Annotated in this window: 16 protein-coding genes; 4 read left to right on the plus strand and 12 right to left on the minus strand. The window is 67.8% G+C overall.

Going from position 1 to position 18,016, the window contains the following annotated elements; genetic code table 11:
• Positions 1 to 28: 28 nt before the first annotated feature.
• Complete coding sequence (locus tag ACFQ9R_RS02345) at positions 29 to 430, plus strand: nuclear transport factor 2 family protein (protein ID WP_358182305.1); 402 nt, start codon at positions 29 to 31, stop codon at positions 428 to 430.
• A 19-nt stretch (positions 431 to 449) separates the two neighbouring features.
• Here the strand turns inward: ACFQ9R_RS02345 and ACFQ9R_RS02350 are convergent, their stop codons facing one another.
• The 3 genes from ACFQ9R_RS02350 to ACFQ9R_RS02360 form a co-directional block, all read right to left on the minus strand.
• A complete protein-coding gene (locus tag ACFQ9R_RS02350; protein WP_378988160.1) occupies positions 450 to 1,577 on the minus strand; it encodes a YeiH family protein in 1,128 nt (375 codons plus the stop codon).
• A complete protein-coding gene (locus ACFQ9R_RS02355) occupies positions 1,577 to 1,711 on the minus strand; it encodes a hypothetical protein (RefSeq protein WP_266290015.1) in 135 nt (44 codons plus the stop codon). The genes ACFQ9R_RS02350 and ACFQ9R_RS02355 overlap by 1 nt, the downstream gene beginning before the upstream one ends.
• 134 nt (positions 1,712 to 1,845) lie before the next feature.
• A complete protein-coding gene (locus ACFQ9R_RS02360) occupies positions 1,846 to 1,980 on the minus strand; it encodes a hypothetical protein (protein WP_378988163.1) in 135 nt (44 codons plus the stop codon).
• Positions 1,981 to 2,127: 147 nt separating this feature from the next.
• Between ACFQ9R_RS02360 and ACFQ9R_RS02365 the strand changes: the two genes are divergently transcribed.
• Positions 2,128 to 2,331 carry a hypothetical protein gene (locus ACFQ9R_RS02365; RefSeq protein ID WP_378988166.1) on the plus strand — a complete coding sequence of 68 codons (204 nt, stop codon included), beginning with the start codon at positions 2,128 to 2,130 and terminating at the stop codon, positions 2,329 to 2,331.
• Positions 2,332 to 2,407: 76 nt separating this feature from the next.
• On the opposite strand, the gene hisG is transcribed toward ACFQ9R_RS02365, so the two are convergent.
• From hisG to metH, 8 genes are all read right to left on the minus strand, one after another.
• A complete protein-coding gene (gene hisG, locus ACFQ9R_RS02370) occupies positions 2,408 to 3,259 on the minus strand; it encodes an ATP phosphoribosyltransferase (RefSeq protein ID WP_378627402.1) in 852 nt (283 codons plus the stop codon).
• Positions 3,260 to 3,315: 56 nt separating this feature from the next.
• Positions 3,316 to 3,597: a phosphoribosyl-ATP diphosphatase gene (locus tag ACFQ9R_RS02375; protein WP_266290031.1), complete on the minus strand. Its 282-nt coding sequence runs from the start codon at positions 3,595 to 3,597 to the stop codon at positions 3,316 to 3,318.
• Between the two features lie 55 nt (positions 3,598 to 3,652).
• Positions 3,653 to 5,473 (minus strand): choline/carnitine O-acyltransferase, encoded by a 1,821-nt coding sequence (locus tag ACFQ9R_RS02380; protein WP_378988170.1) that lies wholly within the window; start codon positions 5,471 to 5,473, stop codon positions 3,653 to 3,655.
• 9 nt (positions 5,474 to 5,482) lie between these two features.
• On the minus strand, positions 5,483 to 6,298 hold the full coding sequence (locus ACFQ9R_RS02385) for a class I SAM-dependent methyltransferase (RefSeq protein ID WP_378988173.1): 816 nt from the start codon (positions 6,296 to 6,298) through the stop codon (positions 5,483 to 5,485).
• A gap of 12 nt (positions 6,299 to 6,310) precedes the next feature.
• The gene (locus tag ACFQ9R_RS02390) at positions 6,311 to 7,174 is read right to left on the minus strand and encodes an arpA protein (RefSeq protein WP_378988176.1); all 864 of its coding nucleotides are present in this window, start codon (positions 7,172 to 7,174) and stop codon (positions 6,311 to 6,313) included.
• A gap of 180 nt (positions 7,175 to 7,354) precedes the next feature.
• The gene (locus ACFQ9R_RS02395; protein ID WP_378988179.1) at positions 7,355 to 8,026 is read right to left on the minus strand and encodes an HAD family hydrolase; all 672 of its coding nucleotides are present in this window, start codon (positions 8,024 to 8,026) and stop codon (positions 7,355 to 7,357) included.
• Positions 8,027 to 8,106: 80 nt separating this feature from the next.
• On the minus strand, positions 8,107 to 10,065 hold the full coding sequence (locus ACFQ9R_RS02400) for a protein kinase (RefSeq protein ID WP_378988182.1): 1,959 nt from the start codon (positions 10,063 to 10,065) through the stop codon (positions 8,107 to 8,109).
• Between the two features lie 231 nt (positions 10,066 to 10,296).
• Positions 10,297 to 13,893: a methionine synthase gene (gene metH, locus ACFQ9R_RS02405; protein WP_378988185.1), complete on the minus strand. Its 3,597-nt coding sequence runs from the start codon at positions 13,891 to 13,893 to the stop codon at positions 10,297 to 10,299.
• A 192-nt stretch (positions 13,894 to 14,085) separates the two neighbouring features.
• Here metH and ACFQ9R_RS02410 point away from each other — a divergent pair, with 192 nt between their 5' ends.
• Together ACFQ9R_RS02410 and ACFQ9R_RS02415 are read left to right on the plus strand one after the other, a co-directional pair.
• On the plus strand, positions 14,086 to 14,916 hold the full coding sequence (locus ACFQ9R_RS02410) for a PAC2 family protein (RefSeq protein ID WP_235569430.1): 831 nt from the start codon (positions 14,086 to 14,088) through the stop codon (positions 14,914 to 14,916).
• A gap of 72 nt (positions 14,917 to 14,988) precedes the next feature.
• On the plus strand, positions 14,989 to 17,562 hold the full coding sequence (locus ACFQ9R_RS02415; protein ID WP_378988188.1) for an AMP-binding protein: 2,574 nt from the start codon (positions 14,989 to 14,991) through the stop codon (positions 17,560 to 17,562).
• Here the strand turns inward: ACFQ9R_RS02415 and ACFQ9R_RS02420 are convergent.
• Positions 17,464 to 17,769 (minus strand): hypothetical protein, encoded by a 306-nt coding sequence (locus ACFQ9R_RS02420; RefSeq protein WP_301901081.1) that lies wholly within the window; start codon positions 17,767 to 17,769, stop codon positions 17,464 to 17,466. The two genes, ACFQ9R_RS02415 and ACFQ9R_RS02420, sit on opposite strands and share 99 nt — an antisense overlap.
• Positions 17,770 to 18,016: the final 247 nt, after the last annotated feature.

The following is an 18,016-nucleotide window of genomic DNA, read 5'->3' on the forward strand; positions in this document are numbered from 1 at the left end:
ACTCGTTGAATATGAGGTGAGCTGACAGATGCATCCTTTCCGCACGGCGGTCGAAGCACGAGACGAAGCGGCCATCGAGGCATTGCTGGCCGAGAATGTGGTCTTCACCAGCCCTGTCGCCTTCCAGCCCTATCCCGGCAAGGCCATCACCGCGGCCATCTTGCGCGCGGTGATCCGCGTCTTCGAAGACTTCCGCTACGTGCGCGAGATCGGCGAAGGGCGCGATCACGCCCTGGTGTTCGAGGCCACCGTGGACGGCAAGCAACTCACCGGGTGCGATTTCGTCCACCTCGACGAGGACGGCAAGATCGACGAACTGATGGTGATGGTCCGTCCGCTGTCGGCCGCGACCGCACTGGCCGCGCGGATGGGCGCGCAGTTCGAACAGATCAAGGCCGAGGCGACCGCGAGCAGCCGGGCTGATTCCTGAGGCTGCCCGCGGCGGGCACTCAGACCGCGAAGTCGCGGAACAGCAGCACCGAAAGACCCAGGCCGACAGCGAGATTCACGACCGCCGCCGATCCGAAGACCACGATCGGCCGCCACCCGGCTTCGCGCAGCCCGCGTAGCGAGAACTCCAGACCGATGGAGACGAAGGCCAGGATCAGGAACCAGGTGCGCAGGTCGTTGATGACGGCGATGTGCGCGGCGCCGGTCTTCTTGTCGACCGACTGCAGATACAGCGTGCCGATGATCGAGGCGGCGATGAACCCGAGCACGAATTTCGGGAACCTGGCCCAGAATTCGCCGAGGCTCGGACGAGCGGCGCCCTCGGTACGATCCACGCGGAACGCGAACCAGGCGGTGAGCGCGATCGCCACGAGACCGATGAGCGCGTTCTGCGTGGTCTTGACGATCGTCGCGATCTGCAACGACTGCTCACCCGCCAGCGCACCCGCGGCAGCCACCGCGGCCGTGGTGTCGATATTGCCACCGATCCACGCGCCTGCCACCGCATCGGAAAGTCCGAAAACATCAGCGAGCCAAGGCAACAGGAAGATCGACGGCAGCGCGAAGATGATCACCAGCGACGCCGCGTAGGCGATCTGCTCGCGTCGTGCCTGCACCGCACCCGCCGCCGCGATGGCCGCGCTCACCCCGCAGATCGACACCGCCGACGACAGCAGCGCCCGCAACTTGTCGTCGAGACCGAGCACCCCGCCCAGCCACCAGGTGAACCCGAAGACGATGGTGATCAACGCCAGCGCCTGCACGATCGACGGAGCGGCCGCCGTCACCAGGATCTTCAGATTGATCGAAGCGCCGAGCAGCACCACCCCGGTCTTGATGAAGAACTCGGTCCGGAAACCGGCCGAAAGCCGGTCCCGCAGGCCGATCTTGCTCAGCACCACATTGCCGATCAACCCGATCGCGATCGCGTACACCGGATACTCGACTGTCTTCGCGACCCGCTTGAAGGGTGTATCCGCGGCCCACTGGGGAACATGGGTGTCGAAGAACCGCGTCAACGCGCCCAGCGCCAGCACCAGCACGATCCCGGCCACGATGTCGCGCACCGCAGGCCGCGCATTCGCCTGCAACGCCGCGGTTTCCGACGTCGTCCCGGTCTCCCCCATCACGGCACCAGCCAGTCGGGGATCGCGCCGACCAGTACCAGACCGATCAGGACGAGCCCGACGACGGTAGCCAACCAGTCTTCGTTCCAGCTGAATGCGCTGCCCGGCCGAGGCTCGGGCTGTGTCTGCGACACGGTGACTCCTTGCTGTTCCTCATCGAGAAAACGCAAGGTAGCAACGGAATCGCGAGGGCACACCGATTGCGTTCAGTCTGAGCGGATCTCGCGGCTGACCACATGATCGGTGACATGATGTACGAGGGCCGGGCCTACTGCAGGCGACGATCCTCTTCTTCTTGCAGGCGGCGGCGTTCCTCTTCGCGCTCGACCTGCTCCTTCTCGATCTTCTCTTCGTGCTCGTTCTTGTTCGACATGTTCGCCCCGATCACTGATTGTCCGGACAAATCTGCGATTCCAGCCTACTCGCGGCGAGGTATCCATCGCGGGGTCGAAGCGACCACGACTACCCTCGGTCCGTAGGGGAATCCCCTCGGTACGACCTGTCGGTGCACCGCCGTAGCGGGTTGTCATCCATCGAGCTGAGGAGACAGATGAATCGCACCATGTCCAGAGCCGTGGCCGTCGCGGCTGTCGCGGTGTCGATCGGGATCTACCCGACCGTGGCATCGGCCGAGACGTCAGCGGGGCCGCGGATTGCGCAACCGGTGATCGGCGGTTACCCGACGGCGCCGTTCGACCCGATCTGCCCGTTGTGCTTCATTCGTGAGGCGCTGGAGAGTCTGTCGGCGAAGTAGGAACGCCGACAGCTCCACCTGCACGAAAGCCCCTCACCTGGATGAACACAGGTGAGGGGCCTCCGGTCGTCAGGGCTCAGAAAGCCCGGCAGGAGCGGATGTCGGTGGCGAGGATGGCCTTGGCGCCGAGGTCGGCGAGGCGGTCCATCAGTTCGTTGCCCTGCTTGCGGGGAACGAGGGCGCGCACGGCGACCCACTCGGGATCGGTCAGCGGCGAGACCGTCGGTGACTCCAGCCCGGGGGTGATCGCGACGGCCTGGTCGAACAGCGACTTGGGGCAGTCGTAGTCGAGCATCAGGTACTGCTGGGCGAAGACGACGCCCTGGATGCGGTTGATGAGCTGGTTGCGGGCGCGGTCGTCGCGGTCGGACCCGGTGCGTTCGATGAGGACGCCTTCGGAATCGCACAGGGACTCGCCGAACGCGACCAGGTTGTGCTGACGCAGGGTGCGCCCGGATCCGACGACGTCGGCGATGGCGTCGGCGACACCGAGCTGGATCGAGATCTCGACCGCGCCGTCGAGGCGGATCACCTCGGCGTCGATGCCGAAGCGGGCGAGGTCGGCGCGGACCAGGTTCGGGTAGGAGGTGGCGATGCGCTTGCCCGCCAGATCCTCGACCTTCCAGTCCTCGCCGGCGGGGGCCGCGTAGCGGAAGCTGGAGCGGCCGAAACCGAGCGAGAGCCGCTCGCTCACCGGGGACCCGGAGTCCAGCGCCAGATCGCGGCCGGTGATGCCGAGGTCGAGCTCACCGGAGCCGACGTAGATGGCGATGTCCTTGGGACGCAGGAAGAAGAATTCGACCTGGTTCGCGGGATCGAGAACGGTGAGATCGCGGGAATCGGTCCGCTTGCGGTATCCGGCCTCGCTCAGGATGGAGGTGGCGGCTTCCGACAGCGAACCCTTGTTGGGAACTGCGACGCGCAACATGGGAATGGGGTCCTTTCGGGGAAGTGAGAAACGTGTCGATCGGGACGGATCAGCCGTCACAGATGTCGGTACACGTCCTCGAGCTTCAGCCCGCGACCCAGCATCATCACCTGGAGCCAGTACAGCAGCTGGGAGATCTCCTCGGCGAGCGCTTCATCGCTCTCGTGCTCGGCGGCCAGCCAGATCTCGCCTGCCTCCTCCAGGACCTTCTTGCCCTGGAAATGAACGCCTGCGTCCAGCGCGGCCACGGTGCCAGAGCCCTCGGGACGGGTCTGGGCACGCTCGGTCAGCTCGGCGAACAGGGATTCGAAGTTCTTCACGAGTAGAGATTGTTTCATACCCGACCCAGCGGTTTTCCCGGCGCACCGCGCGGTGCGGCACGCCGGGAAACGATCACGCCGGTTGAGCGAGCAGTTCGCGCAGGTCGGCTACGGCGGTGCGCAGGTGATCGGCGAAGGCGTACATCTGGTCGGACACCGATTTGGGGGTGGCCAGGTAGATGTTCCACCGATCCGGCAGCAGCACGTAGGCGATGCCGATGCAGCGCGGGCTGGTCGAGCCGAAGCCGAAGTAGCGGATGTACTTCGACGGGGCCGAGCTGGTCGAGAGGTAGTCGTCGCGCATGATCGTCCAGCCGGGGCTGTCGAACAGCGCGATCCGCTCCTCGGCGACGCCGAGCTGTTCGCCGCGGCGGCGCTGGATCCACTCCAGTTCCCACAGGTGCTGCTCGGGTGCCTGCCCGGCTTGGCATTCCTTGGCCCGCGCGACGTGGGCGGACGCGGCGGTGCGCGCCGCGGCCAGCTTGGTCGCGGGGTCGGCGTCGCCGGACACCATCGCGTCGACGAACGCCACCATCTCCGGGGTCACCACGCGCATGGCCTCGGTGCGGCCGTTGCGGAACTGCCGGGTGGCGATGGATTCGTAGGTGGCGCCGGTGAGCCCCTTGCTGCGCCGGTGGGCGAGCTGGTAGCTGAGCTGAGCGAAGGCATCGGGTGAGATGCCCAGCTTCTTGGCCTCGCCGGTGCCGAAGTCGTCGAACGACACCAGCGAGGTGGCCGTGTCGGCGGCGAAGCGGGCGAAGTCGGCGCCCGCCGCGGCGATGTCGGCGCGGGCGGCGGAGTCGAGCACGAACTCGATCGGCTCCACCGAGGGCAGCCCCTGCGATTGCGCGCCGCTGGTCGCCGCGTGGTCCTGGGCGGTCCGCTCGAGCAGCGCGTCGACGAACGACAGCACGGTGGTGCCGTCGAGTCCGCAGTGCTCGATGTTGATGCCGGACTGACCGTCGGCGAAGACGATGAACGTCACCGACTTGTCGAAGTAGCGATTGCCGCTGTCGCCGTGGAGCAGCTGATCGCAAGCGTGCAGTTCGTCGCGCGGGGCGAAGTCTTCCAGGCACACCGAGAACAGCGCCGTCTCCACCGCGTCGAAGGCCTCGACATTGGCGGGCTCGGTGCGCAGCACTTCCCGGCTGCGCGCCCATGCCGCACGGGCTTTCGTGGTGAGATGGCCGACCGAGGTGTCGGTCGCGGCGGGCTTGGTACCGCCCTTGATCACCGCGCGCAGCCCGTCGACCACGTCGTCGAACGCGTACGGCGCGCCGTCGGGTCCGATGACATCCATCCGGAAGATGTTGCCGCGGTAGAAGACCGCGATGTGCCGGGCATCCGAGGGGCCGGGCCATTCCGGGCTGTAGGGCTTGCGGACGCTGTCCTGGATCTCGCCGGGAATCCGGGTCTCGGAGAACAGGTACTTGTTCTGCCACATCGACAGTGCCTGCCCGCGCTGGGTCACCGGCGCGATCTTCTCCGCGTCCAGCGCCAGCTTGTAATCGACGGCCGCCCCGATGATGGCGGCTGCCCGCTCGGTCTGCCCGGCGAGGGTCGACGCCGCCAGGGGGGTGTCGTCGCGGAACAGGAACACGAAGTTGGCGTTGATCGCGATCCGGTCGCGGCGGCCCAGATACCGGGACGGCCAGAATTCGTCGAGCCAGCTGCCGACGCCGGGGGTGGCGTCGTAGTCGGCCAGGGCGGCGTGCAGCGCGCGCCCCGCCCCACCGGGGCGCAGCAGCTCGGCTACCGCGCCCTCGGTGGTGGCGTAATCTTCGGCGCCGAGCAGGGGCTGACACCACTGCAGGAACCGCGCGCAACTGTCGTCCAGACTCGGCAGCGGTACCCGGGGCAGCGTGTCTTCGGCGGCGAACGTGGGTTGGTTCAATCCAAGTCCTCAGGTCTCGATGGGATGCGGGCGGGACAGGAACAGGTTGGCGTAGAGCCAGCCTTCGGCTTCGTGGTCGGTGGTGTCGATTCCCTTGGCCGCCAACGCATCCAGCACTTGTTCACGTTCCTGCGACGAGGCGAACCTCCGCTGCTGGAACATACCGGGACGTTGCTCGCTGCGATAGCCGAGCGCGGCCAACTCCTCGGCGATGGGACCGAAATCGAACATCCGCAACACGAAATGCGCCATCCACGGTCGCTTGCGCGGATCTGCTTGGGCGACCCTGGACAGGGTTTTCTCGGTGATGTAGCCGACGCATCCGGTGGAGATCACCAGATCGGCGGAGGCGAGCACACGGCGCTGTGCCTCGGTGGGCTCGGTGGCCTCGAGGTCGGCGTGCACGTAGTCGTGCAGGAGTCCGGCGGCGTGGGCGTAGGTCAGCGCCGGGCGTGCGGCGTCCATCCCGATGAAGCGTACGTCGGGCATCAGGTCGCCGCGCAACCGCTCCCGGTCGGCGGCGATCAACCCGATCTTGTCGGTGTCGACGTGATCGCGGTAGTGCCCGGCCAATTCGTCGACGGTGGTGCCGGTGCGCAGCAGTGCCGCGTTCACCCCGTAGGAGCACCCGAGGTCGAGCACCGTCGGGATCCGGCCCGGCCGAGCGGCCCGCAGCTGGCGCAACTGCTCGGCGAAGTGCGGCTTCGCCAGTTCCGGGATCCGGTAGTCCAGCTCGTTCATCCGTGCGAAGTACGCACGCGGATCCGGACTTTCGTAGATGTCGTCGAAGGATGCTTTACCGGTGGTGTGCAACGGAACGGACATGGGCGGTTCCTCTCAGTCGAGCAGTCGGTCACCTCGGACGGCGTCGGCCGCGGCGGCCACGTGGTCGGGCAGGACACGGCCGAACAACTGCCTGGTGCGTTCGACCGTGCCGATCACCCCTGGACGGTCCGTGTAGGCGAAAATCGCCGAATGTCGTTGGCTCGCACCGGCCACCTCGGTGACGCGGTGCAGGGAGAAGCGGCCCTTGAACAGCTGCAGATCGCCGGGGCGCAGTTCCAGCGCGCGAATGAACCGGGTGCCGTCACCGGCGAGCACGGCGCGCACGTCGTCGAGGTGCTCGGCGTGCGGGTCGCGGATGTTGGGGCAGTACTCGAACACGCCGCCGGCGTCGGGCTTGCGTGTGAGCATGCTGACGGTGAATTCGTTGGTGTCGAAATGCCACGGATGCGACATCCCCGGCTCGACCACGTTCAGGCACAAACCTGCCAGTGGGTCGGCGAATTCGTGCAGATCCTCGAGTTCGAAACAATCGGCGACGAAGCGCTGGAACACCGGGTCGGTGTAGAGGCGCTGGATCAGCGCCTCGGCGGGGATCCGGTCGCGGGCCACGAACGCGTTTCCGCGATCGAGCACGATGCGCGCCGGATGGCCGGCGGGCAGGTCGGCGTCGAGGGGAATGTTGTAGGCGTTGACCCGCTCCACCTTGTAGTGGGCGTGCGGCGCGATCGCCTCCCCCTCGGCGCGCAGTGTGTCGAGCAGCTGCGGGCGGATGAACTCGCGCAGCACCGTACAACCGTCCTCGGCCAGCTCGGCGCGGGCGGCGTCGATAGCCGCCTGCCTGCCCGAACCACCGAGATCGGTGAGTGGATACCGTGCGATGTCGACGATTTCGTCAAGCCCCCGCGTGCCCGTCATGTACCCAGTTTGCGGGAATATTCGGGCGAGCGCCCGTGGTTTCGACAAATCGGGCATATCCCAGGAAGATCACAATCGGGCGAAATCAACTGTGCGGCAACAGTTTTCGTAGATTCAACCTGGGTTTCGGTACTATCACGGTAGGCTATTACGCCCTATCACGCGCCGCTGTCGAAAGATTCACACGCGTGCGTCGAGTGCGACTCGCAGATCGTCGACCGACAAACCGATCAGCGACTCCCGGAATACCCGCCCCGGCGCCTCGGGAACCGCGATCTCGCACGGAATCACCAGCAGACCGCAGCCCGCGCCCTGTGCCGCGAGCGAACCGGTCGGCGAGTCCTCGATCGCGACACAATCACCCGGGTCGACCCCGAGCAGTTCCGCGGCGCGGCGGTAGATGGCCGGATCGGGCTTGCCGTGCGCCACCTCGTCACCGCAGACGGAGGTGTCGAAGAAGTCGCGGCCGAGAGTATCGAGGCCGTATTCGGTGAGCGAGCGCTTGGTGTTGGTCACCAGCGCGGACTTCATGCCCGCCTCGCGCACCATCGCCAGCGCGTCCTTGGCGCCGGGACGCCACGGGATCGGGCCGAGCATCAGCTCGGTGACCCGGCGCTCCAGGAACTCCCCCGCCTCGACGATCGTCTGCGGCGACGGGTCGATACCGATACCGTCGAAGAGCATGCGCAGCGCGTTGGGGCCGGAGGCACCGATCAGGGCGTGGCGGACCTCGTCGGTCAGCTCGCGACCGTGTTCGCGGGCCAGTTCACGAACCGCGATGTCCCACAGCTTCTCCGAATCGAGCAGCGTGCCGTCCATGTCCCACAGCACCGCGGCCGGTCGCGCGCTCACCTGTTACTCGCCTCGTTCTCGTCACACATCGCCGAAGTGCCCGGCGCTCGCCGGACCCCGTTCAGGGTAACGGGTCCGCCTCAGACGCCCGATCCGGCGATCTGCAGGTTGCCCGCGTCGCCGGAGACCTGGATCCACCGGTTCTCCGAGGTCACGGTGCCATTGGCGAGCTGATAGGTGAGCGTGACGACCGCGCGGTTCGGCCCGCTGGGGGTGATCGAGCCGACAGTCACCGACCGCACCGACGACCAGAACGACGAGTACTGCCCGAACCCGCCGGTCTGCGCCTGGTAGCCGGGAGCGAGTTGCGCCCACGCCCCGCCGATATTGCCGGGCAGCATGCCGTAGTACCCGGCGATGAACTGGTTGATCCGGTCCGGGGTGGGCGGACCGAACGGCGTGGTGGTGATGGTCGTGCTGGTCGGTTTCGCGGTGGTGGGGGTGGGCTTGGCGGATGTGCCGGTCGGGGTCGCCCCGGTGCTCGTCGCACCGCTCGGCAGGGCTTCGGGCGGGGCAGACACGGTGATCGTTTCCTGCTCGGGCACGATGACGACCGTGCTCACCTTGCCGTCGACCACGGTCGTGACGGTGACCGGCGATGCCGGGACCTGCGCCTGCCGATCGGAGTCACCGCCCCGGTCACGGGTGACCACCAGCACCACCAGCATCACCGTGAAGGCGGCGACGGCCGCGGCCAGCAGCAGCACGGCGCGGCTGTTGTTCGCGCGGTCGGTGCGCGACGGCGGGACGGGGAACGCCGGATGCAGGCCGGAGCCGTCCGTCGGCCCGGCCGCGGCCTCGGCGCGCAGCTGCGCCTGGGCACCGGCGCGTTCGACACCGTCCGCGGCCGAGGACGCGGCGTCGCGCGGCCGGACGAGGCCGGGATCGCCTGCCGCCGCCTGCCGCACTGCGCCTGCCTGCCCGGCCCCGCCTGCCGCCGCTCGGCCGATTGCCCCGTCCGCTCGGCTCGCCGCGTTGCCGCCCGTGCCCGACGCCGCACTCCCGCTCACGTCCGAGGCATGCGGTGCGCCGGTCGAATTTCGGCCCGAGATGGCCGAGCGGGCAGCCTTGGCCTTCGCGAGACCGCTGCCGAACAACGCTGCCGCGCCCGACTTCGCCGTCGCGCCCCCGTTCGCGGGTGCGCCGGCCGGCGGAATCAGCGACGTGGCCGCCTCGCTCATCGGCAGAATCTTCGTGGCCGAGGCGGGCAGTGCCGGAACACGGCCCGCCGCAACGTCTTCCAGCGCGACCCGGGCCTGCGCCATCGTCGGCCGGTCGTCGGCGGACGCGGTCAGCAGCCACATCAGGACCGGGGCGAGCGGGCCCGCGTTCTTCGGCTCGGGCACCACACCGCGCGCGACGGCGTGCAGCACAGCCAGCGGGTTGTCGCCCTCACCGAACGGCGGAGCGCCTTCGGAGGCGGCGTACAGCGTGGACCCGAGAGCGAACACGTCGGCGGCGGGTTTCGGGTTGTCGCCGCGGGCGATCTCGGGCGCCAGATAGGCGGGGGTGCCCGCCAGGAATCCGGTGGCGGTGACGGTGACGTCGCCGGTCGCGTGCGAGATGCCGAAGTCGGTGAGTTTGACCGTGCCGTCGTCGCCGACGAGCAGGTTGGCCGGTTTCACATCACGGTGCATGATCCCGGCGTCGTGCGCGGCCGACAGCGCGGCGGCGGCCTGGGCGCCGATCCCCGCCACCTCGATCGGTGGCAACGTCACCCCGCCCGCCAGCTTCACCGCGAGGCTCGGCGCGTTCATGTATTCCATGACCAGCCACGGCTGGCCGTCCTCTTCGGCGACATCGAAGACGGTGATGGCGTTGGGATGGTGCAGACGGGCCGCGATCCGGCCCTCCCGCATCGCACGCAGTTTTCCTTCGAGTGCTTGCGTACCGGTGAGACCGGGTGCGAGCAGCACTTGCTTCACCGCGACAGTGCGCCGCAGCCGGACATCGGTGGCGCGCCACACGACCCCCATCGCGCCCGTGCCGATCGGGTCGGTGAGTCGATAGCGTCCCGCGATCAACCGATCCGATGTCATATCGTGTGCCCCTCCTGCTTACCGCTGAGTCGTCTCGCCCTCCGCGCCACAGCGGGATGAAACTTTCGAAAATCCTACGTGCTGAACTGCTTCGATCCTGTTGCGGGACAGCCCGGTCCATGGACCCAGCGCCGCATCGTGACCAGACTCACATGCGTCGCAACGACAATCGGACCGGTCCGCGGGACCGGTCCGATCTGCCGACGCGTGTATCTCTGTGCCTGCAGTCTCTCAGGCGTTGAAGTATTTCGCCTCCGGATGCAGCAGCACGAACGCGTCCGTCGACTGTTCGGGGTGCAACTGCAGTTCCTCCGACAGCGTCACCCCGACCCGGCCGGCGTCGAGCAGGTCGACCAGCTTGGCACGATCTTCCAGGTCGGGGCAGGCACCGTAGCCGAAGGAGTAGCGAGCGCCCCGGTAGCCGAGCTTGAAGTAGTCCTGGATGTCGGCGGGATCGTCGGCGGCGACGGACTTGCCGTCGACGGTCAGTTCCTCGCGCACCCGGCGATGCCAGTACTCGGCCAGCGCCTCGGTGAGCTGCACACCGATGCCGTGCACCTCGAGGTAGTCGCGGTAGTTGTCGGCGGCGAACAGCGCGTTCGCGAAGTCGGCGATCGGCTGACCCATCGTCACCAGCTGGAACGGCAACACGTCGACCTGTCCGGTCGCACGAGCCTGCTCGCGCGAGCGGATGAAGTCGGCGATGCACAGGAACCTGTCGCGCTGCTGACGCGGGAAGGTGAACCGATACCGTTCCGGCGCATCCGGATTCGGCTCGGTCAACACGATGACCTCGTCACCCTCCGACACCGCCGGGAAGTACCCGTAGACCAGGGCCGCGTGCTGGAGCACACCCTCGGTGGCGAGCCGGTCGAGCCAGGCGCGCAACCGCGGCCGGCCCTCGGTCTCCACCAGGTCCTCATAGGTCGGCCCGTCCCCGGCCCGCTGACCGCGCAGACCCCACTGGCCGAGGAACAGTGCCCGCTCGTCGAGCAGACCCGAATACTCCGCCAGCGGCAGACCCTTGATCACCCGGGTGCCCCAGAACGGCGGCGTCGGCACGGGCAGATCCGCGGCCACATCGGAGCGTTCGGGCACCACGATCGGCACCTCGGCGGCCTTGCGCTCGGCCGCGATCCGCTTGGACCGCTCATGACGCGCCTTGCGCTCGGCGGCCTTGTCCTTGGCGGCGATCGCCGCCGGGCTGTCCGGGTCGAGCCCGCCGCCACGCTTGACGGTCATGATCTCGTCCATCAACCGCAGGCCCTCGAAGGCGTCACGGGCGTAGTACACGTCGCCGTCGTAGACCGCGGTGAGGTCGTTCTCCACGTAGGAACGAGTCAGCGCGGCGCCGCCGAGCAGCACCGGGAACTGTTCGGCGACACCCTTGGAGTTGAGTTCACCGAGGTTCTCCTTCATCACCACGGTCGACTTCACCAGCAGCCCGGACATGCCGATCACATCGGCCTTCTTGTCCTGCGCGGCGTCGAGAATGGTGGCGATGGGCTGCTTGATACCGAGGTTCACCACCTCGTAGCCGTTGTTGGACAAGATGATGTCGACCAGGTTCTTGCCGATGTCGTGGACATCGCCCTTCACCGTGGCCAGCACGATCCGGCCCTTACCCGCGTCGTCGGTGGCTTCCATGTGCGGTTCCAGGTGCGCGACAGCGGTTTTCATCACCTCGGCCGACTGCAACACGAACGGCAGCTGCATCTGGCCCGAACCGAACAGCTCACCGACGGTCTTCATGCCCGAGAGCAGGGTCTCGTTGATGATCTGCAGCGGCGGCACGGTCTGCATCGCCTCGTCGAGATCGTCACCGAGACCGTTGCGTTCACCGTCGACGATGCGCCGCTCGAGACGCTCGAACAAGGGCAGCAGCGCCATTTCCTCGGCGCGCGAGGCCTTCGACGAGGCCGTCGAGACACCCTCGAACAACGCCATCAGCTTCTGCAGCGGGTCGTAGTCCTCGGTGCGGCGGTCATAGATCAGATCGAGGGCCACCTGCTGGTGCTCGTCGGGGATCCGGCTCATCGGCAGGATCTTCGACGCGTGCACGATCGCCGAATCCAGTCCCGCTTCGACACATTCGTGCATGAACACCGAGTTCAGCACCTGCCGGGCGGCCGGGTTCAGACCGAAGGAGATATTCGACAGGCCCAGGGTGGTCTGCACCTGCGGGCGGCGGCGCTTGAGCTCACGGATGGCCTTGATCGTCTCCTCGCCGTCCTTGCGCGACTCCTCCTGCCCGGTGCCCAGGGTGAACGTCAGGGTGTCGATGATGATGTCGGACTCGGCCAGGCCCCAGTTGCCGGTGATGTCGTCGATCAGCCGCTCGGCGATCGCGACCTTGTGATCGGCCGTGCGAGCCTGACCCTCTTCGTCGATGGTCAGCGCGACGACGGCGGCACCGTGCTCGGAGACCAGCCGCATGATCTGCTGGAACCGCGAATCCGGGCCTGCGCCGTCCTCGTAGTTCACCGAGTTCACCGCACACCGGCCACCCAGATGCTGCAGACCCGCCTGCAAGACCGGCACCTCGGTGGAGTCGAGCATGATCGGCAGCGTCGAGGCGGTGGCCAGTCGTGAGGCCAGCTCGTTCATGTCGTCGGCACCGTCGCGGCCCACGTAGTCGACGCAGAGGTCGAGCATGTGCGCGCCGTCGCGGGTCTGGTCCTTGGCGATCTCGAGGCACCGCTGCCAGTCGGCGGCCAGCATCGCGTCACGGAAAGCCTTGGAGCCGTTGGCATTGGTGCGCTCGCCGATCATCATGATCGACGCGTCCTGCTCGAACGGCACCGCGGTGTACATGCTCGAGACGGCGGGCTCGTGCTCGGGGTGGCGACGATCCTCGATCGCGGGCAGCGTCTTCTCGACCTCACGCACCGCCTCGGCGACCTGGCGAATGTGCTCCGGGGTGGTGCCACAGCAGCCACCGACCAGCGAGAGCCCGAACTCGGACACGAACCCGCTCATCGCGACGGCGAGCTCTTCGGGGGTGAGCGGGTACTCGGCGCCGTTGGCACCGAGCACCGGCAGACCGGCGTTCGGCATCACCGACACCGGGATGGTGGCGTGGCGCGACAGGTGCCGCAGGTGCTCACTCATCTCCGCGGGCCCGGTCGCGCAGTTCAGCCCGATCATGTCGATGCCGAGCGGTTCCAGCGCGGTGAGCGCCGCGCCGATCTCACTACCGACCAGCATGGTGCCGGTGGTCTCCACCGTGACGTGGGTGATGATCGGGATCCGGCGGCCCGCCGCGATCATGGCCCGGCGACTGCCGGTGATCGCGGCCTTGACCTGCAGCAGGTCCTGGCAGGTCTCGATGAGGATGGCATCGGCACCGCCGTCGAGCATGCCGAGCGCGGCTTCGGTGTAGGCGTCGCGCAGCGCGACGAACGGCGCGTGGCCCAGGGTCGGCAGCTTCGTGCCGGGGCCCATCGAGCCGAGGACATAGCGCGGGGTGCCGTCTGCGGACGGACCCATCTCGTCGGCGACATCGCGGGCGATGCGGGTGCCGCGCTCGGACAGATCGCGGATCCGGTCGGAGATGTCGTAGTCGGCGAGGTTGGGCAGGTTGCAGCCGAAGGTGTTGGTCTCCACCGCATCCGCGCCCGCCGCGAAGTAGGCGCGGTGAATCTCGGCGAGCACATCCGGGCGGGTGTCGTTGAGGATCTCGTTGCATCCCTCGAGGCCGCGGAAGTCGTCGAGCGACAGATCCGCGGCCTGCAACATCGTGCCCATCGCGCCGTCGCCGATGACGACACGCCGCCGCAGCGTGTCGAGGAGCGTGGTATCGAACCCGGTGGGCAAGGACGCAGACATGATTCAAGACTAGAGGGCGCCCCCGACGAACGAGACCACTGTGGGTGAATCGAGTGGCCTGCGCCACTGTTCCCGGTGGAAACACGCAACACCGTCGGTCACCGCAAAACAATTCGCACAAGACACTAGGCTGACCGGGTGGATGCCAGTGAGACCCCCGGGACGGAACTGCCGACGTTGCGCAATCCCGTCATGGTTGCCGCCTTCGAGGGCTGGAACGACGCCGGCGATGCCGCCAGTGGCGCCATCGAACATCTGGAGTTGATCTGGGATGCCGAGCCGCTGGCCGAACTCGATTCCGAGGACTACTACGACTACCAGGTGAACCGGCCGACAGTCCGTCAGGTCGACGGGGTGACCAGGGAGATCCAGTGGCCCTCGACGATGCTGTCGGTGTGTTCCCCGCCCGGCAGCGACCGCGACGTGGTGTTGCTGCGTGGCATCGAACCGAACATGAAATGGCGCAGTTTCTGCGACGACCTGCTCGAGTTCATCGAGCAACTCGGCGTGGAGACGGTCGTCATCCTCGGCGCGCTGCTGGCCGATACCCCCCACACCCGGCCGGTGCCGGTGACCGGCTCGGCCTACAGCCCCGAGGCCGCCGAGCGATTTAGCCTGGAACAGACCCGGTACGAGGGCCCGACCGGAATCACCGGCGTGCTGCAGGACCAGTGCGTGAAGGCCGGGGTGCCCGCGGTGTCGTTCTGGGCCGCCGTCCCGCACTATGTGTCGCAGCCGCCGAACCCGAAGGCGACGATCGCGCTGCTGCACCGGGTCGAAGACGTCCTCGATATCGAGGTTCCGCTCGGTGAGCTGCCGAAACAGGCCGAGGAGTGGGAAGCCGCGGTCAACGAGATGACCCTCGGCGACGAGGAGATCAGCGAGTACGTGCGCTCGCTCGAGGAGCGCGGCGACGCGGCGATCGACCTCAACGAGACCATGTCCAAGATCGACGGCGACGCCATCGCGGCCGAGTTCGAGAAGTACCTGCGCAGACGCGGGCCCGGCAGCTTCGGCCTCTAGTTCTCGTTCACCGGGAGTTCGCCGCACAGGCGCCTCCCGGCCGCCCTCGGCACGACACCTAGACTTTTTCGCGTGCCGACCCTGCCGATCCTCGCCCATCTGCGTGGTTTCGACGACCGCGTCGCGGTGCTGCACCCGGTAGGGCCCGCGTCCGCCGCCACCATCACCTCGGTGACCTACGCCCAGCTCGCCGACCGCGTCGCGGAGTTCTCGGCCGAACTGGGACCGGTCCGCAGGCTCGTCGCGCTCACCGCGGGCAACGATCTGGACTCCCTCGTCGCCTACCTCGGCGCGCTCGACGCGGGATGCGCGGTCCTGCTCACCGGCGAGCTCACCGGCGAACTGGCCGCAACCTACGACCCGGATGTGATCATCGACCGCGGTCGGGTCATCGCGAACCGCGCGCGGTCGGCGCACCGGCTGCATCCGGAGCTGGCGCTGTTGCTCAGCACCTCCGGGTCCACCGGGTCGCCGAAGCTGGTGCGGCTGTCGGCGCGCAATCTCGGCGCCAACGCCGAATCCATCGCCGAGTACCTCGGCATCGGCCCGGACGACCGCGCGGCGACCACCTTGCCGCTGTTCTACTGCTACGGCCTGTCGGTGGTCCACAGTCATCTGCTGCGCGGCGCGAGCCTGTTGCTCACCGAGCGCTCCGTGCTCGAGCCCGAGTTCTGGGACGAGTTCCGCGCGCACCGGGCCACCTCGTTCGCCGCGGTGCCCCACACCGTCGATCTCCTCGACCGGATCGGCTTCGCCCGGATGTCGCTGCCCGCTCTGCGGTATGTGACCCAGGCGGGCGGCAGGCTCGAGCCGGCCAGGGTCCGGACCTACGCGCGGCTCGGCGCGGCCGCGGGCTGGCGGTTCTTCGTGATGTACGGCCAGACCGAGGCCACCGCCCGAATGGCCTATCTCCCACCGGAATCGGCGGACGAGCACCCCGATTGCATCGGGATCCCCGTCCCGGGCGGGCATTTCACCTTGGCACCGGTCGACGACGGCGCCGCGGAGGAACTCGTCTACCACGGCCCGAACGTGATGCTCGGCTACGCCCGCCACTCGGCCGACCTGGCACTGGGCCGCACGGTCGACGCGCTGCGGACCGGCGATCTGGCCCGGCGCACGCCCGACGGGCTGTACCAGGTCGTCGGCAGGCGCAGCCGCTTCGCCAAGCTGTTCGGTCTGCGCATCGATCTGGGCCGCGTCGAATCGGAGCTGGCCACAGCCGGTTTCGTCGCCGCCTGCACCGACGACGGCAGCCGGGTGATCGCGGCGATACTCCCCCGCCCGGCGGCGTCGGCGACCTCGCACCGAGCGCACGGGGTGGCGGCCGCGCGACTGATCGCCCAGGTGTCGGGCCTGCCCGCCACCGCGATCAGCGTGACCGTCGTCGACGAGCTGCCTCGGCTGGCCACCGGCAAAATCGACTATCCGGCGATGCGCGCGCTCGCCGCCACACCGGCGAGCCCGGGCGACGATGTCGGCGCGATCTACGCCGACGCCCTCGGCCTGCCGATCGAGACGATCTCGCCCGCACACAGTTTCGCGGACCTGGGTGGCAGTTCGCTGAGTTACGTCACCGTGGCGGCACGCCTCGAGCGGGTGCTCGGTACCCTGCCCACCGACTGGCCACAGCGTTCGATCGCCGACCTGGGGCGAGCTCCCCGTACCCGCGCCCGCTTCGGCCGGGCGCTCGACTCCTCGACGGCTCTGCGCGCGATCGGGATCGTGCTGATTCTCGGCTCGCACATCCAGCTGTTCGAACTCTGGGGCGCCGCGCACGTGCTGCTCGCCGTGGCGGGCTACAACTTCGCCCGGTTCGCGGTGAGTTCGGCCCCACCCGCCCGGCGACTGCGACTCACCGGGCGGGCCGTGGCGATGATCGCGGTGCCGACCGCGCTCTGGGTCCTGATCACGATGGTCTGGCAACCCGGCTATTACAGCTGGCAGAATGTGTTGCTGCTCAACAAGATCCTCGGTCCCCGCAATGACACGGCGGGACACCTGTGGTTCCTGGAAGTGCTCGTGTACTGCACCGTGGCCTGCGCGCTGCTGATCCGGGTCCCCCGGATCGACGGGTGGGAGCGGCGGGCGCCGTTCTGGTTCGCCCTCGGCCTGCTCGGCCTCACCCTGGTCTTGCGCTGGCATTCGTTCGGGCTCTACCCCGAACGCGATATCGCGTTGTCACCGCTGGCCTGTTGGTACTTCGTTCTCGGCTGGGCCGGAGCGAAGGCGACGGCGGTCTGGCAGCGGCTGATCGTCAGCGCCGTGCTGCTGGCTTGTGTGCCCGGATATTTCGGCGTCACCGAGCGGGAACGCCTTGTCATGGCGGGCATTCTGATCTTGATCTGGCTGCCCGCGCTGCGCGTGCCCGCCGTCGTCGCCGTGGTGGCGGTGGCGGTGGCCGACAGCTCGCTGTTCGCGTACCTGCTGCACTGGCAGGTGTACCCGGCGTTCGGCGACCAGCGATTGCTCGCACTGGTGGCCTGCCTGGCCGCCGGAGCGGCCGCTACCGAGATGGTGGATCGGTGCAGGCATCGGATCCCATGGCTAACGCTCCAGGGTCAGCACTTGAGCGGCCGCCTCGTGCGCCAGCTTCGCGATCAGCAGGTCACGCGGAATCGTCTGGCCGGTAAGGTGATCGAGTGACGGCACCACCACGTGGTGCGCATCGGCCCGCTTCAATTCCTGGGTGAGTTCGGCGAACGCCGCACCGTCACCCGCGGGTGCTTCGTGGAACGTCGCGGCGAAACACATGCCCGCGGTCCGCGCGAGGCTGCGTAGCGCATCCTCCAATTGGTCGCTCTGACCATCAGCCAGATCGTCCCGCAAGTATCCATAGATCAACGCTTCCACCCGAACCTCCGTTGGATTGGGATCGCTGTTCTGTTGTCGGACCTGTCGTGTACCGATCCCCCCGCGTCGCGCGGCACGCCACGCGGGGGTACTTCGTTGCCCTGCAAGCTCTCCTGCAAAGCCGGCATCCGGTTGTCGAGCCGAGTACCTGCTTACATCATGAACAATCATGGCCCCCGGCAGCAGATGTCAATCCGATGACATCTACATGCCCTATCCGGGACGCCGAACGTTAACTGGTGGAATA

This window comes from Nocardia sp. NPDC056541, assembly GCF_042794235.1.
In the GTDB taxonomy this organism is placed as follows: Bacteria; Actinomycetota; Actinomycetes; order Mycobacteriales; family Mycobacteriaceae; genus Nocardia.

What these genes read in the sequence shown, in the direction of transcription:
- ACFQ9R_RS02410 (WP_235569430.1), top strand. Translation starts at nt 14,086, where the DNA reads ATGGTTGCCGCCTTCGAGGGCTGGAACGACGCCGGCGATGCCGCCAGT.
- ACFQ9R_RS02385 (WP_378988173.1), bottom strand. Translation starts at nt 6,298, where the DNA reads ATGTCCGTTCCGTTGCACACCACCGGTAAAGCATCCTTCGACGACATC.
- ACFQ9R_RS02390 (WP_378988176.1), bottom strand. Translation starts at nt 7,174, where the DNA reads ATGACGGGCACGCGGGGGCTTGACGAAATCGTCGACATCGCACGGTAT.
- ACFQ9R_RS02345 (WP_358182305.1), top strand. Translation starts at nt 29, where the DNA reads ATGCATCCTTTCCGCACGGCGGTCGAAGCACGAGACGAAGCGGCCATC.
- ACFQ9R_RS02400 (WP_378988182.1), bottom strand. Translation starts at nt 10,065, where the DNA reads ATGACATCGGATCGGTTGATCGCGGGACGCTATCGACTCACCGACCCG.
- ACFQ9R_RS02375 (WP_266290031.1), bottom strand. Translation starts at nt 3,597, where the DNA reads ATGAAACAATCTCTACTCGTGAAGAACTTCGAATCCCTGTTCGCCGAG.
- metH (WP_378988185.1), bottom strand. Translation starts at nt 13,893, where the DNA reads ATGTCTGCGTCCTTGCCCACCGGGTTCGATACCACGCTCCTCGACACG.
- hisG (WP_378627402.1), bottom strand. Translation starts at nt 3,259, where the DNA reads ATGTTGCGCGTCGCAGTTCCCAACAAGGGTTCGCTGTCGGAAGCCGCC.
- ACFQ9R_RS02365 (WP_378988166.1), top strand. Translation starts at nt 2,128, where the DNA reads ATGAATCGCACCATGTCCAGAGCCGTGGCCGTCGCGGCTGTCGCGGTG.
- ACFQ9R_RS02350 (WP_378988160.1), bottom strand. Translation starts at nt 1,577, where the DNA reads ATGGGGGAGACCGGGACGACGTCGGAAACCGCGGCGTTGCAGGCGAAT.